Here is a 15,629-nt window from a genome sequence, read left to right as displayed (position 1 = left end):
GATCTACATATCGGCAATCACATCCAAAAAACGCTTAACCTGTTTTTCCCAAGTCCAATCCAGCATAAAATTAGCCGCAGCTAAACCGCGACGTTTTGATTCTTCGCGATTAGTATAAACTTGTTCCAAAGCCTCGACAACTTCTGCAACCTCAGACTCTCCCCAACCTTCTACACCGGAAAAAGGAGCAGTCGGTTTAACTCGTCCTTGACTCCATAAAGGATAGCAAATGTGGCTGTAAATTAAGTCTAAATGACCAGTATTTGCTGATAGAATAGTCGGAATTCCGCAGGCCATACTTTCCATCGCGACTAAATTAGTACCGCCTTCACAGCGGTTGGTGAAAACAGCGCAGTCGGCTTCTCGCAAAATTTGTCCGGTGAGGTAATTGGGAATTAAGCCGATGTCGATAAAAGAGTCAATCGGCAAACCGTTAGCCACTAACCATTGGGAAATTTCTAAACTTCCGTCGCGGTTGATATTGGGAAGTCCGGCTACGTTTCCGGTTTGTTCGATTCCTAGCATATACTGAGGCCAGAAGTTGTGCCATGTTGTTAGTAACAAAGCCTCTGGATGTTTGGCGCGAAATCGTTTGAAAGCGGCAATTACAATATCTTGACCTTTGCGATATTCCAGTTTGCCGCCGGAGAAAATGACGAAGCGATCGCCAAATAGATTAGATTTGGGTGCAGGATGGAAAATTGTTGGGTCAATTCCTTGATGTACCATCGCCACATTAGTCAAGCCGCAGCTTCTCAAAACATCCGCATTCCAGTTAGAACCTGCGACAATCACGCTATATTTTTTGGCCGTTTCTAGTGCTTCTGCTGTGATTCGTGTGTCTTCAAAAAATATGACTCCTATTTGACAAGCGCTGGTAATTTGATTGTCAACTCCAGAGGATGCTAAATTATTCCCCAAAGCGTAAAGTACGGGAAAATTACAACTGATTTGTTTGTCGGAATTTGCTGCTACTAATTCCTGAAAACTTTTGTGCTTTTCAATTACAGGTAACAACAGCGATTTATGCAGCGGATTCATCGATTCTGAGGTGATTGATGGCGGTGCTAAAAGTGCAACTTCCCAGGCAGGATTTTGCCGCAGTTGTAGTGTTAAATTCATGGCGTAAATTCCCCAGCCGCTGGTGATGCTGATCGGCCAACTGATGCCCATTCCTGTAATTTGTGGGGGAGTTTCTGGGGGTTGGATTTGAGGCGGAGTTTCTGGGGGTTGAAGCCGAGGCGGAGCCTCTGAATATGCGTTACCAGGCAGAGCCTGGTAACGAGGGAGAGGATGGGAAATTAGCTGTTCTAAGGCTGCTTTTATACGATCGCAAACTCCCTCCCAATCACCAGCTTTTTGCTGCCTAAACAGACGCACAGTGGGATACCAAGGGCTATCTTCGCGTTCCAACATCCAGCGCCAATCGGGAACAAAAGACAGCAAAATCCAGACAGGTTTGCCCAAAGCACCGGCCAAGTGCCCGACAGAAGTATCTACGCAAATTACTAAATCGAGTTGCGAAATAATTGCTGCTGTGTCGGCAAAATCGACGCAATATTCGCTCAAATCTTCAATTTGGTGTTGCTTTAATAAAGTGCGTGAAGCGCTGCTATCCTGTTGGGAATCGCCCGCTGACAAATCTTTCTGAAGACTGTAAAAACTCACTCCCGGAACATCTACAAATTTCAAAAAATCGCTCAATTTACACGATCGCTGATGATTGTTGCGGTGCAGCGGGCCGCCCGCCCACACAAGACCTACTTTTAGTTTATTGTTCGGCTCTATGGAAAATTTAAAATCCTGTGGCGGGGCTAAATAAGGAATATTTGCCGGTATATTTTCCAAAGTCGTTCCCAGAATTCTGGGCAAACTTAGCAGGGGGGCTTGCACTTGAAAATCTATCAAATCGCTCGGCCTGACTCCTACTCGATCGACTCCTGCAATTCCTTCAAATAAACGCTTCAGCAAGACATGACAAGCAACAATAACTTTGCCGCCTTTTTGCTTAACTAAAGGCGCGTAACGGATAAACTGTATCGTATCACCAAAACCTTGTTCAGGGTGCAATAAAATTGTTTTTCCCTGCAAATCAGAGCCGTCCCAAAGCGGTTGCTCAAAAGAGCGCTGATCCAATTCTTCAGTTTGCCAGCGCGATTCGTACTCCGCAAAACCACGCTTCAAATCTCCAGTTAAGAGCAAAGCGAAGGCTAGTTTCAAGCGCCAATTTGGCGAGTTGGGACGTAGTTGAATTGCTTTATTGTAGAAGTCGATCGCCTCTGCGACTTGTCCCTGTTCTTCGAGGGCTGCACCCAAGTATAAGTTAGTTTCAGCCTGGTTGGGATTGATTTTTAGCGATTTTTGGTAATGAGCAATAGCCTCGGCTATTTGCCCGTTTTCCTGTTTGATATCACCTAAACAACTGTGGGCTTCTGCGTGGCTGGGTGAGGCAGCAATTACTTGTTCGTAGCGAGCGGCTGCTTGTGCTTTTTTACCTTGTTTTTGTAAAGCATTTGCTATGTGAAATTGTACCTGTGCGGGCGATAAATAAAATCGAGGCGAAGCCTCGGAATCTGCGTTACCAGGCACAGCTTGGGAACGAGTAGAGATTAGGTGTTTTAAAGCTGTTTTTACGCGATCGCAAACTCCCACCCAATCGCCCGGTGTTTGCTGCCGAAACAGCCGCGCTGTCGGATACCAAGGGCTGTCTTCGCGTTCCAACATCCACCGCCAATCCGGCATAAAACACAGCAAAATCCATACCGGTTTACCCAAAGCACCGGCTAAGTGCGCGATAGCAGTATCCACGCAAATTACTAAATCTAGTTGCGATATCACCGCCGCAGTATCGGCAAAATCGTTCAAATTGTCGCTCAAATCAATCACGGGAATTTGAGTTAACAAAGTACGATTCCCAGCCGACATTTCTTTCTGAAGACTGTAAAAAATTACACCGGGAACATCTAAGAATTGCAGGAAATAGCTTAAATCGCTCGATCGCTGAAAATCCTTCAAATGTTCCGCACTTCCCGCCCACGCAATCCCAACTTTAAACTTGCCATCGGAATTTAGAGAGAATTGCCAATTCGGCGGCGCAGCTAAATAAGGAACATTGGCCGGTATATTTTCTAAATTTGTTCCGAGAATATACGGCAAACTCATCAGCGGTGCTTGCAGTTGGAAATCCGGCAATTCATCCATCCGAATCACCACTTGTTCAATCCCCGGAATCTGCTTAAATAAACGCTTCAGTTCTTGATAGCAAGAAAGGATTACTTTGCCGCCTTTTTGCTGCACAATTGCCGCGTATCGCACAAATTGAATGGCATCGCCCAAACCTTGTTCGGATCGGAGCAAAATAGTTTGGCCGTTCAAATCTGAACCGTCCCAAACTGGTTGGTCAAAATTCAACCGTGGTAATTTTTTCGCCTGTTCTGTTTGCCACCGCCACTCGTATTCTGCTAAACCGCGCGCCAAGTCCCCAGTCAACAGCAAGACTAAGCTTAAATTGAAGTGAGCCTTAACACAATTTGCATCAATTTCGATAGCTTTAGTGTAACAAAAAATAGCTCGATTTACGTCTCCTAATTGTTCAACAGCACTGCCTAAATTAGTAAGAGCTTCTATATAATTAGGACTCAAAGATATGGCTCGTTCCAGACTAGAAATTGCCTGTTCTATTTTTCCCGCAGCCAAGCATAACGTTCCCAGGTGATAGTGTCCTTTAGGATTGTGCGGTTCTGCTTCAATTGCACGCTCGTAAAGGCGTTCAGCCTCGGCTAGCTGAGATTGTGTTTGCATCGCCGCACCCAAATTTACCAGCGCTGGCGCATAATTGGAATTGACAGAAAGTGCTTGATGAAAACAGGCGATCGCAGTCGGCAACTCGCCCTGCTGCTGGAGTGTCGCGCCAAGATTGTTGAGAGCTTTGACGTAAATCGGATTCAGGGCGATCGCCTTTTGAAAACAAGATACAGCATCGGCTATATTGCCTCGATCTTGCAGCAAAATACCCAAGTTATTGTGCGCTTGAGCGCAGTTCGGATCGATTTCGATCGCGCGCTGATAATAGGCGGCAGCTTCGGCTAAATCGCCTGTTTGGTGCAGCGTCACTGCCAAATTAGTGGCGGTTTCTATCGAATTCGGCTGCCAAACTAAAGCATTTTTAAAACAAGCGATCGCCTCCGAGAATCTACCTTGCGCTTTCAGAACATTTCCGCAATTGAACTGTTCTTGAGCTAAGTCAACACTGGGCTGATTTTCTATTAGTGGTTGAGCTTCCTGATGCTGAGAAATTCTTTCTCTGAGCGCGAAACTAGCTTGTTCTAAAACTCCTTCCCAATCCCCCGCTGTAGACTGGCGAAACAGCCGCGCCGTCGGGTACCAAGGACTATCTTCCCGTTGCAACATCCACCGCCAATCCGGCACAAAACACAGCAAAATCCACACTGGTTTGCCCAAAGCACCAGCCAAGTGCGCCACAGCAGTATCTACAGAAATTACTAAATCCAGAGCCGAGATTGCCGCCGCAGTATCCGCCAAGTCGTGCAAATAAGAGCTTAAATCTGTTACGGCCATTTGCTCTAACAAAGCGCGATCGTCTGCTGTCATTTCCTTTTGCAAACTGTAAAAATCTGCTCCGGGAATATCTAACACTTTGGTTAACAAATTCAGCGGGAACGATCGCACCTTATTTTGGGAATTTTTAGGATTTCCTGACCACACAATTCCCACTTTCAAATTACCAGTTGGACTCAGAGTAAATTCCCAACCGGGCGGCGGAGCTAAATAAGGAACTTTGGCGGGTATAGTTTCTAAAGTTGTTCCCAGAAGGTGTGGCAAACTCATTAGCTGCGCGTGAAATTGAAAATCCGGCGCATCCTCTGGATTAACTATTAATCCATCGATTCCCGAAACTTGTGCAAACAAGCGCTGCAAGTGCGGCAAACACCAAACAATTACCCTCCCGCCTTTTTGTTTGACTAAATCTGCATAGCGGATAAACTGAATTGCATCGCCTAAACCCTGTTCCGGGCAAAGCAAAATAGTTTTTCCCTGCAAATCTTTGCCATCCCAAAGCGGCTGAATAAAGTTGTGGGTTCGGAACTGTTTTTCTTTAACTAGGAGTCGCCATTCGTACTCGCAAAAACCGCGCTGAAAGTCTCCCGCCAGCAGCAAAGCTAAACCTAAATTTAGGTGAGATTCAGGATGGCCGACATTGAATTTAACTGCTTGGCTGTAGCAGGTGACAGCATCTGCAAATTGGCCGCGATCGTGCAAAGCACTTCCCAAACTGGTGAGGGGATTGATATAACCGGGTTTGAGTTCGATCGCCCGACGGTAACAATCGATCGCCTCTGCCATTTTTCCCGATTCCTCAAAAGCTTTGCCGAGATTGTTCAAAGCTTGTGGAAAGTCGGGTTTCAGGCTCAAAGCTTGCTGATAGCAGGCGATCGCATCTTCAATTTTGCCCTGTTTGTGCAGGACAATTCCCAAATTGCCGTGAGCCTGTGCACTGGCTGGCAAGTGCTGAATCGCTTGCTGGCAAACGGCTAGAGCATCATCCAACTTGTCTTGCTGTTCCAGAGAACTCCCCAAAGCGATCAGAGTTTCTGCTAAATCCGGTTGCATTGCAGTCGCTCGCTCGTAGTATGCGATCGCGCGGTCAATTTTGCCCTGTCGGATCGAGGCGTAAGCTAAATGCTGCAGGGCGTCCACATAATTTGGCTCGATCGCGATCGCCCGTTCGTAATTCGCGATCGCCCGTTCGTAATTTGCGCCCGCTTCCGCTTCCTCCCCTTGTGCCTCCAAAGCAATTCCCAAATTCAAATAAGCCACCGCGCAATTAGGATTGACTTGAATCGCTTGCTCATAGCAGCTTATAGCCTCCGCCACATCTCCTTGTTCTTCCCGCAGCAGGCCCAAATTAATCAGCGCTTCCGCGCAATTCGGGTTCAAAGAAAGCGCCCGCTCGTATTCTGCGATCGCCTCTTCAGTCTCCCCTGCTTCCGCAAGCGCGCTGCCCAAATTGCTCGCAGTTTCCGCCAAATTCCCGTCGATTGCTAGGGCTTGTCGGTAGTGTGCGATCGCCTCTGTTAGCTGGCCGCTTTGCTGTTTAACAACGCCTAAATTGCTGTGCGCGGCTGCGTAATTAGGATCGATCGCGATCGCTCGCTCATAACATTTGATCGCACCGCCAAAATCGGCTTGCTGCTGCAAATCCACGCCCAACCGAAACTCTGCATCCGCTGAATCCGACGGCACAAATGCTGCTGCAACCGCGCCTAGAACTTCCGCCACCCGATCGAAAACGTCCTCCCAGTCGCCCCGCTGATGCTGGCGAAACAGCCTTGCGCTTGGATACCAAGGACTATCTTCGCGCTCCAACAGCCATCGCCAATCCGGCGAAAACGCCAGCAAAATCCACACTGGTTTGCCCAAAGCGCCCGCCAAATGGGCGACAGCGGTATCGACACTAATGACTAAATCCAGTTTGGCGATCGCAGCAGCAGTATCAGCCAAATCGCCAAAATGCGGGCTCAAATCTACGATCGACGTTTGATTCAACAGCGCGCGATCGGCCTCGGAGACTTCTTTCTGCAAGCTGTAAAAACTTACCCCCGAAACGTCCAAAAGCGGCAGAAACTGACTCAAACTGCAAGAACGCTGCTTGTTTTTGCGGTGTTTTGGATTTCCCGCCCAGACAATGCCAACTTTCAAAGTGCGATCGGGCAGAAGCGTAAATTCAGCACCCGCAGGCGGAGATAAATAAGCCGTATTTGCTGGTATTGTTTCCAGCTTTGTACCGATAATATAGGGCAAACTCAACATCGGCGCTTGCACGTCAAATTCCGGCAGTGGCTCCCCTTTAACTATTAGCAAATCAATGCCGTCAACCGTTGCAAATAAACGGTGCAATTGCGGGTAACAGCCCACAATGACCCTACCGCCTTTATTTTTGACGATCGCAGCGTAGCGAATAAACTGAAGCGAATCGCCTAAACCTTGTTCGGCGTGCAGCAAAATAGTCTTTCCCTGCAAATCAGAACCGTCCCATAGAGGCCGGTATTCTCTCGCCGAAACAGTATTATCCGGCCCCACCAAAAAACAGGAATGACCAGTGTGAAATTCTTTAATTTGCCAGCGCCACTCATATTCAGCGAGACCATTTTCCAAATCTCCCACCAACAGCAAAGCCAAGGATAAATTCAGGTGAGCGCTAGCATGATTGGGACTTAAATGAATTGCTCGTCTGTAGCAGGCGATCGCATCTTCTACCGCGCCTTTTTCCAGAAATGTCCTGCCTAAATTGTTGATAGCTTCCACAAAATCCGGCAGCAATTCTAGAGCTTTGTGATAATACTCCAGCGCATCTTCTAAATTGCCCTGTTCTTGCAACACTGTTGCCAGATTGTTGTAAGCTTCCCAGCTATGCGGATGAATTTCCAGCGCTCGCCGGTACAGCTCGATCGCCCTTACAAGTTCGCCTTTTTCTTGCAGCGCCACCGCTAAATTAATCAGTGCGGGTACGAAAGTCGGTTCAGCGACAAGAGCTTGTTCGTAATGTGCGATCGCCTCTTCCACTTGAGCTTGTTCCTCAAAAATCTTTGCCAAGTTGTAAGATGTTTGAGGAATATTGGGATTAAGCGCTAAAGCTTCTCGGTAATGCGACATAGCTGCATCTAATTCGCCATTTTCTTGCTTGAGAAAACCAAAATTAATCCGCGCTTGAACGCAATTTGGGTCAAGAGATATAATCTGTTCGTAAATGGCGATCGCCTCTTCCCGATCTCCTGTTTCCATCAAATGCTCTGCTTGCCGCAATAAATCCTCTAAAACAACCAAATTCTCCCCGCCGTTTTCGATCGCAATCGATGTCTCAATCCCCTGCGCTTGCTTAGCTGCAGAGCCTTCTGCTAACCCTTCGCTCGCAATCACAAATATTTGTTTACTCTCTTGAATCCCGCTTCCACCTGTCATTGTGAGAGCCACATAATCGAGGGAAGCCGTATGATTAGCAGTCATGGCGAGTGAAACGAAGTCAAGCGAATCTTTGGCATAATCCTCGGAATAACTAGCAGTATTGGCAATCGCAAAAGAACTTAAAGCCACCTGCACTTCCTCAAACAATTCTTGCCAACTTTCCGGCTGACTTTGGCGGAAAAGCCTCGCAGTTGGATACCAAGGATTGTCTTCACGATCCAGCAGCCAACGCCAGTCAGGAGCAAAAGAAAGCAGCACCCAAACCGGTTTTCCTAAAGCACCGGCTAAGTGCGCCACAGCCGTATCGACAGTAATGACTAAATCCAGTTGAGATATAGCCGAAGCGGTATCAGCAAAGTCGTTCAAATGCGGAGTTAAATCCGGCACTAAGTGTTGGTTCAACAAAGTGCGATCGCTCTCGGACAAGTTTTTTTGTAAACTATAAAAAGCAATTCCCGGAACATCCAAAAATCGAATAAAATCGCTCAAGCTGCAAGAACGCTGATTGTCTTTCCGGCGCTGCGGACTCCCCGCCCAAACAATCCCTACCTTCAATTTTGCATCAGAAGAAAGCGCAAACTTGCACTCAGCAGGCGGAGCTAAATAAGGAACATTTGCTGGTATTGTTTCCAGAGTTGTCCCCACAATTCGCGGCAAACTCATCAGAGGTGCGTGAACGTCAAATTCTGGCAAACCCTCCAGACTAACTGATAAATATTCAATACCAGCAACTGTCGCAAACAACCGCATCAGTTCTGGATAGCAAGCCACCATAACTTTAGCGCCTCGGCTCCGAAGAATCGGCGCGTAGCGAATAAACTGAATAGAATCGCCGAAGCCTTGCTCGACGTGCAGTAAAATAGTTTTTCCCTGCAAATCCGAACCATCCCAAACCGGCTGTTTAAATTGCCTCGGTTGTAGTTGCGGAGTGCGCCACCGCCACTCGTATTCAGCAAAACCGCGCTGAAAGTCTCCGAACAATAGCAAAGTTAAGGCGAATTCCAGGTGGGCGGTGGCGTTGTCTGGCTGCAATTCCAAGGCTCGACTGTGACAAGAAAAAGCTTCTTGAAATTCTCCTAAATCGACCAAAGCGTGTCCTAGATTGTTAATAGCCTCCACGAAGTCTGGCTTTAAGTTTAATGCTTGTCTGTAGTAGAATATGGCGGCTTTTACATTACCTTGTTCGTGGTAAAATGCTCCTACATTGTTGTGAGCTTCGGGATTGTTTGGTTCTAGTTTTACAGCTTGCTGGTAGCAGTTGAAAGCTTCGTCTAATTTACTTTGCTGCTGCAAAACTGTTCCCAAGCCCATCAGGGAATATGTCAAATTTGGATTAATTTTTAAAGCGTGCCGATAACAGGCGATTGCCTCGTTTAATTGATTTTTTTGTTTATATAAATGTCCTAAATTGTGGGCTGTTTCCGGCAGGTTGGGGTCGAGTTGCAGCGCGGTTTGGTAATATAAAATTGCCGAGTCTATTTCGCATAATTGCTGTTTTGCCCAGCCCAAATTATTGTAAGCGAGTGCGGAATTGGGCTGGATTTTGATGACTTGTTCGTAACTGGCGATCGCCCTTTGATACTCGCCTACATCCAGTAAAAGATTAGCTTTATTTAAATGTGCTTCTACAAAATTGGGGTTTTGGGCGATCGCCTTTTCGTAAAAGTCGATCGCCTCTGCAATTTTTCCCTGCTGTCTCGCCGCTATTCCCAACAAACACAGCACGTTTGCTGATTCCGGCTGTACTTCTATGATTTGCCGGTACAAATTCTCAGCTTCTAACAAACGTCCCGCTTGGTGATGTTCCCAAGCTATTTTCAAACAGTCTTCTGCACCCAATTTGCCAGCAGATTTTAGAGATTTTTTTTGAGAAGCCATAGTTGTCTTGGTTGTTTGGGAGTTCGCTAACTTGTAATTGCCAACTTCTTCTAATTTGTTAACTCTTCCTTCCTTTTTCCTTCCCCCTTCCTTCTTCCTTCTTCCCCCTTCCCCATTCCTTCTTCCTTCTTCCGACTTCCATCGGACTGACATCCGTTACATCCGTTACATCCGTTACAGAATCCGTTGCCGAACTTCCTTCTTCCTTCTACCTGACATCCGTTACATCCGTTACATCCGTTACACAATCCGTTGCCGAACTTCTACCCCAACAAACAAGCTGCGGGAAAAATCAGATATTCTAAGAAAAACAACTTCCAGATAAACTGATAAAATGCAGCAATTTCTCTTTTATCGTCCAAATCAACTTTCGCGCTCCAAAACCACATCAAACCCAAAGCCGCCAAATGAGAAACTGCCAGAAACACTAAATTAACATTAGACAATACGATCGCTCCCGCCAAAGTCGCGCCCAAATAACAAACCGTCAACACCCAGCGAGATAAATTAAAGACGGCCGGCTTGCCCAGCTCAATCGTAAACGTAGTAATATTATATTGCTTGTCCCCTTCCATGTCGGGGATATCTTTAAAAATGGCGATCGCAAACGTAAACACCACAACAAAAACCGTCAGCACCCAAACTTCCGCAGGAATCTCAAAAGACATACTCTTCAAACTCCAGCCCGAAAAAGCGCTTTTCGCCATTCCCAAAGCCAACACCCAATTAAAGTGCAAAAATAACCCTAAATTTACGATCGCGCCCCGCACAGTAAAAATGCACAGCGCCGCCCACAAAGGAAAGCGTTTCAGCCGAATTGGCGGCAGAGAATAAGCAGTCCCAATCGCCAAACTAACGCCAACGGTAGCCAGCAAAAACGGGCCTTGCAAAACTGCCGTCAAAATTGCTATAATTCCCGTGGCAATTACAATTAATTCCCCGGTTTTCCGAGAAAACACTCCCGATGCGATCGGCAAATACGGCTTATTAATTTTATCAATTTCAACATCTTCTAACTGGTTCAATCCCACAATATAAATATTGCCGCAAATGCAAGCCAACCAGGCACAAGCTAGGGGCCCAAATACAGGATTCACAAACAGCCGCGCACTTTGGGCTATCGCGTACAAAGCCAATACACTCAAGCTAGTACCCACAATTGTGTGCGGCCGAGAAAACTCCCAAAATGCCCTCACCCAGCTTTGCGGAGCCGAGCCATTTTTATCAATCCAAGACTTGCCCATCGAATCATTGCCCATAAATCTCACACCCGCACCAAACAAATAATATTCTGTAGGGTGTGCAATGCACACCTTACTCATCAACTCAAGACTCAAAACTTCTCTGATATATGCCTGTTATTTTACAGCACAAATCAGCCCAAAACGAATCAACCCGCTCTGATATCCACGGCTCATCAATCCGAGAGCAAGTGCAGCTTGAATAGTAGTCCAACCGCTAGTTAGCAAACCCCAAATCGCGCTCGGAGTCAAAGCAGAATCGATCACCACATCCCAAAAAGGAGCCACAGCTTTTGACCAATCAGCGGTGCGAATACTTGTCAAAGGCAAACTGCGAACAATTTCCTCGTATTCCGGCAAAGAAATCACATAAGGCAAAGCATAAACTCGGTAAATTTCTGCCAATTCCTTTCTTTCTTCATCAGTTAATTCTCCCGCCGTTTCTCCCAGCGGGCGGTGACACCAAGTTGCCAAAATCAAAGTTCCTCCCGGCTTCAGTACGCGGCAGCATTCCTGCAAAAACTTAATTTTGTCTGGCATATGTTCGCCACTTTCGAGCGACCAAACCAAGTCGAAGGACTCATCAGGAAAAGGCATATTCAAAGCATCGGACACCAAAAAATTCACATTGCTTTCTAACCCAGCAATTTTAGCGCGTTCAGTCGCTCTGTTTGCCTGTACCGGACTCAGAGTTATCCCGGTAGCTGTAACGACGCTAGCGCCCGTTTTATTTGGTTCGGCAGATATGCTAAAATCACGATCGCTCCTGCCATCCAACTTTAAATTATTTTCCGCGATCGAACTAAACTTTTGAGTCAAATACAGCGTGCTGCCGCCGATACCGCAACCGACATCGAGAATGCGGTAAGATTCACAGAGTGCCTTCTCTGACGGTACTCCAGCCCAGCCCAGCAGTTCTTCTATCAAATCTATCTGAGCCTGTCGGCGCTCTTTTTTCAAATTGCCATCCGGGCCGTAGTAACCGTGGTGCATATGTTCGCCCCACACCTGCTCCCACAAACCGCTAGAAGCGTCGTAAAGTTGCTGAATTTGCTGGTAAAGTGTTGATGTCATCGCCGGATCGCAAGTTATTAAAGGAATTCTACCGTTATTTTCCCGATGTTGTCATAGAATTTGGCGATTGAGTTCGATCGGTCTCCGGCATTCGCCAGATAGAGATGTCCTGATTTCCAGCCCGACGCTCTATTTGTGGGTTCCCTCTCAAACCTCAAATCTCAAATCCATTTGTGGCTTCCCTCTCAAACCTCAAATCTCAAATCGATTTGTGGGTTCCCTCTCAAATCTAAAATTTCACATTGATTTGTGGGTTGCGTCTCAAATCTAAAATTTCACATTGATTTGTGGGTTGCGTCTCAAATCTAAAATCTAAAATCTAAAATCTAAAATCGAATGACTGTCTCGCGAACCATTGCTTTGGGCTTTCTCGCTGTCATCCTCATAGGTGCTCTATTACTGATGATGCCCTTTTCCACAATTGATGGAACTTGGAGCGATCCAATAACAGCACTGTTTACCTCTACTTCCTCTGTCTGCGTCACGGGCTTGTCGGTTGTAGATGTCGGAAAATATTACTCTTTTTGGGGGCAACTGTGCCTAGTTTTACTGGTGCAAATAGGAGGGTTGGGCTACATGACAGCCACGACTTTCTTGCTGCTGTTATTGGGCCGCCGCTTTGGCTTGAAAGACAAAGTTGCCCTGCAACAATCTCTCGACAAATCCGGGCTAGCCGGCGTCGTACAACTCGTGCAGTCAATTCTAGCAACAACGCTTTTGTTTGAATTAACAGGAGTGTTTTTGCTGATGACGGTTTTCGTCCCCCAATACGGATTTAAACAGGGTGTGTGGTCTGCTATATTTCACAGCGTTAATTCCTTTAACAACGCTGGTTTTAGCATCTATTCAGATAATTTGATCGGCTACATCAGTTCGCCTATGGTTAACTTCACCGTCACTGGTTTAATCATCTTTGGGGGAATCGGCTATCAAGTAATTATGGAAATGTACCTGTGGCTGCGCGATCGCTTCAACAAAAGCCCTATCTGCACAGTTTTTTCCCTGAACTTCAAAGTTGTTACCACTACAACGGCTGTCCTTTTAATTTTAGGAACGCTAGCCTTTTTGGTGCTGGAATACGACAACCCAGACACTTTCGGCGCTCTAAATTTTCCTCAAAAGCTGATGGCAGCTTGGTTTCAATCTGTTACTCCCCGCACGGCCGGGTTCAATACAATTAGCATTGGCCAAATGACCGAAGCCTCGCTATTTCTGACCATCGCGCTGATGTTTATCGGCGCCAGTCCTGGCAGCACCGGCGGCGGAATCAAAACCACAACTTTTAGGATATTGTTTTGCTGTACCACAGCAGTTGTCGAAGGCCAGGAAGATGTGGAGTGCTATCAGCGTCAGATCCCGCCACCAATGATTCTGAAAACCATTAGCGTAGTCTTCGGTTCCCTGTTGGTCGCGTTCACCTCTGCAATTTTAATCGAGCTGACCAATCCCCAAGTAGAATTTATCGCAGCGCTGTATGAAGCAGTTTCAGCTTTTGGCACGGTCGGTCTTTCCACTGGGATTACACCCACGCTTTCAGCGATCGGTAAGTTGATTTTGATTGCTACAATGTACATAGGTCGCGTTGGGATACTGCTGCTGGTGAGTGCTGCCTTCGGCGACCCAAAACCCAGGTCTTTTAAGTATGCTGAGGAAAGTTTGTTAGTGGGATAAAAAAATCCTGTCTCGTTGCTGATAATCTAAACAATGGGTGACAACCCAAATCAACTTTTACTACTTACCCAAAAATCAAAAGGAGGCGGCGCTGTCTCTGTTCAAATTTAAACAGCAAGACGCTCAGCGCTGGAAATTTAGTGAACCTGTCATCTTTGAATTTTTTTCGCACTTTGCGCGCCGACAACAAGCAGTTTGCCGTTATTGGTTTGGGACGCTTCGGCAAAGCTGTGTGTTCGACTCTGCACGGCTTGGGTTACGAAGTCTTGGGAGTTGACACCGATGAAAAAAAAGTAACTCAAGCTTTGACCGATCGTATTGCTGCTCACGTTGTGCAGTTAGATTCTACTGAGCCTAGCGCTCTTGCTGAAGCCGGCATATTTGAATTTGAAACAGTGATTGTTGCGATCGGCAATTACCTAGCAGAAAGCATTACCACCACCCTTAATCTTAAGGAAGGGGGGGTACGTCACGTAATAGCCAAAGCTTCTTCGGAAACTCACTTAAAACTGTTGAAAAAAGTCGGCGCAGATCATGTAGTTTTTCCAGAACGAGAAATGGGCTGCTCTTTGGCCCGCCTTCTTACAAAACCCAGCATTTTAGAACGCTTTGACCTGGACCCAGATCACAGCATCGTTGAGTTGCTCGTTCCTGAAAAGTTTGACGGTAAAACCATCTCCGAATTGGAGCTCCGGCGCAAGTATGGTTTGAACTTGCTAGCAGTCGGGCGCGCCGACAAGTTCGAGATTAATCCGGAGCCAAGCGAACGCTTGAGAAAGGGCGACGCGATGGTAGTAATTGGTTCTAATAAAGATATCAATCGCTTGCCAATTTAACAGAGCGGCATTTTATGCACATATAGCAACAGTCTTGGACTCAGAAACCCGGTTTCTGGAGTTCCGAGTGTCTAAGTCCTCAGCAATTCTTGCGGGATGTGTGAAAATTTCAGACTCTTACAAACCCGGTTTATCTTAGATAAACCGGGTTTCTCTGTCAATCTTGATGTTCTAATTTTTAACTGAAATATCTAAATTGAATTTCACCAGTTCTGGGGTTGGTTCCGTCTTTGCGACCCCCTCGGAGAACCTAGCCAGACAAATCGCGAAAAATTTTAACAAAGTAGCAGCACTCGATCGCGCTCCCGCAAATCATAGGAGCGCTAGCCCTGAAAATTCAGCCGACTTTCAATATTTTTTGCAAATAAGCTTTGCCAAAAACCACCACCGCCAAGACTAGAGCGAGTTCAACAGGCCAAGGACACGCCGCCACAAACCAAATTAACGAACAAACTCCAATAATTGCAGCTATCGGAGCCGGAATTCCGTCTAGCGTTCTATTGTCAGTCCCGGCAGTCACCCACCCAGCAATCAAGCAGACCGTCAACGGAATCAAGCAACTTGTGATCATGATTTTTACCCCATCAATTTTTTTACATATGGCATCTGAACATATTGTAACAATACATCAAAAATTGGGAAATGCACCATGAATTGCGATAAAATTTAAGATTACATACTTAATAAATAGGTAGGCGGAATTAAACTGATCTATGTAACAGTATGTAAACAGGCTTGACGTAGCCACCATTAGGGAATTGGGATACTTTACAATCATTGACATACTTGCGTTTGACAGCGCCTACCTACTGACGCTGGGATCATAATAGTTGGTAATTTTTAGCTTCGGCTATCTCCGAAGGCAGAATTATAGCGGTTCTCAAAAAAGTGAGGTATGCCCTATGCCCTATGCCCTATGCCCTATGCCCTATGCCCTATGCCCATG

General features: G+C 46.4%; 6 protein-coding genes. 2 read left to right on the top strand and 4 right to left on the bottom strand.

The features are described 5' to 3' along the window. Positions 1-3: 3 nt before the first annotated feature. From QUB35_RS19350 to QUB35_RS19340, 3 genes are all read right to left on the bottom strand, one after another. Complete coding sequence (locus QUB35_RS19350; protein ID WP_333143400.1) at positions 4-10,014, bottom strand: tetratricopeptide repeat protein; 10,011 nt, start codon at positions 10,012-10,014, stop codon at positions 4-6. Between the two features lie 110 nt (positions 10,015-10,124). Continuing rightward, positions 10,125-11,183, bottom strand: a complete 1,059-nt coding sequence (locus tag QUB35_RS19345) for a homogentisate phytyltransferase (RefSeq protein ID WP_333143399.1) — start codon at positions 11,181-11,183, stop codon at positions 10,125-10,127. 36 nt (positions 11,184-11,219) lie between these two features. After that, the gene (locus QUB35_RS19340; RefSeq protein ID WP_333143398.1) at positions 11,220-12,176 is read right to left on the bottom strand and encodes a methyltransferase domain-containing protein; all 957 of its coding nucleotides are present in this window, start codon (positions 12,174-12,176) and stop codon (positions 11,220-11,222) included. 336 nt (positions 12,177-12,512) lie between these two features. Here QUB35_RS19340 and QUB35_RS19335 point away from each other — a divergent pair, with 336 nt between their 5' ends. Both QUB35_RS19335 and QUB35_RS19330 read left to right on the top strand, forming a co-directional pair. After that, on the top strand, positions 12,513-13,847 hold the full coding sequence (locus QUB35_RS19335; protein WP_333143397.1) for a TrkH family potassium uptake protein: 1,335 nt from the start codon (positions 12,513-12,515) through the stop codon (positions 13,845-13,847). Positions 13,848-13,987: 140 nt separating this feature from the next. Then, positions 13,988-14,683, top strand: coding sequence for a TrkA family potassium uptake protein (locus QUB35_RS19330; RefSeq protein WP_333143396.1), 696 nt, complete (start codon positions 13,988-13,990; stop codon positions 14,681-14,683). A gap of 337 nt (positions 14,684-15,020) precedes the next feature. Here the strand turns inward: QUB35_RS19330 and QUB35_RS19325 are convergent, their stop codons facing one another. Next, complete coding sequence (locus QUB35_RS19325; RefSeq protein ID WP_333143395.1) at positions 15,021-15,254, bottom strand: hypothetical protein; 234 nt, start codon at positions 15,252-15,254, stop codon at positions 15,021-15,023. Positions 15,255-15,629 lie beyond the last annotated feature (375 nt).

The organism is Microcoleus sp. B13-B6 (assembly GCF_036705405.1).
Taxonomy (GTDB): domain Bacteria; phylum Cyanobacteriota; class Cyanobacteriia; order Cyanobacteriales; family Microcoleaceae; genus Microcoleus.
This window is presented reverse-complemented; position numbering and strand designations above follow the sequence as displayed.

What these genes read in the sequence shown, in the direction of transcription:
- QUB35_RS19335 (WP_333143397.1), top strand. Translation starts at nt 12,513, where the DNA reads ATGACTGTCTCGCGAACCATTGCTTTGGGCTTTCTCGCTGTCATCCTC.
- QUB35_RS19340 (WP_333143398.1), bottom strand. Translation starts at nt 12,176, where the DNA reads ATGACATCAACACTTTACCAGCAAATTCAGCAACTTTACGACGCTTCT.
- QUB35_RS19325 (WP_333143395.1), bottom strand. Translation starts at nt 15,254, where the DNA reads ATGATCACAAGTTGCTTGATTCCGTTGACGGTCTGCTTGATTGCTGGG.
- QUB35_RS19350 (WP_333143400.1), bottom strand. Translation starts at nt 10,014, where the DNA reads ATGTCAGTCCGATGGAAGTCGGAAGAAGGAAGAAGGAATGGGGAAGGG.
- QUB35_RS19345 (WP_333143399.1), bottom strand. Translation starts at nt 11,183, where the DNA reads ATGAGTAAGGTGTGCATTGCACACCCTACAGAATATTATTTGTTTGGT.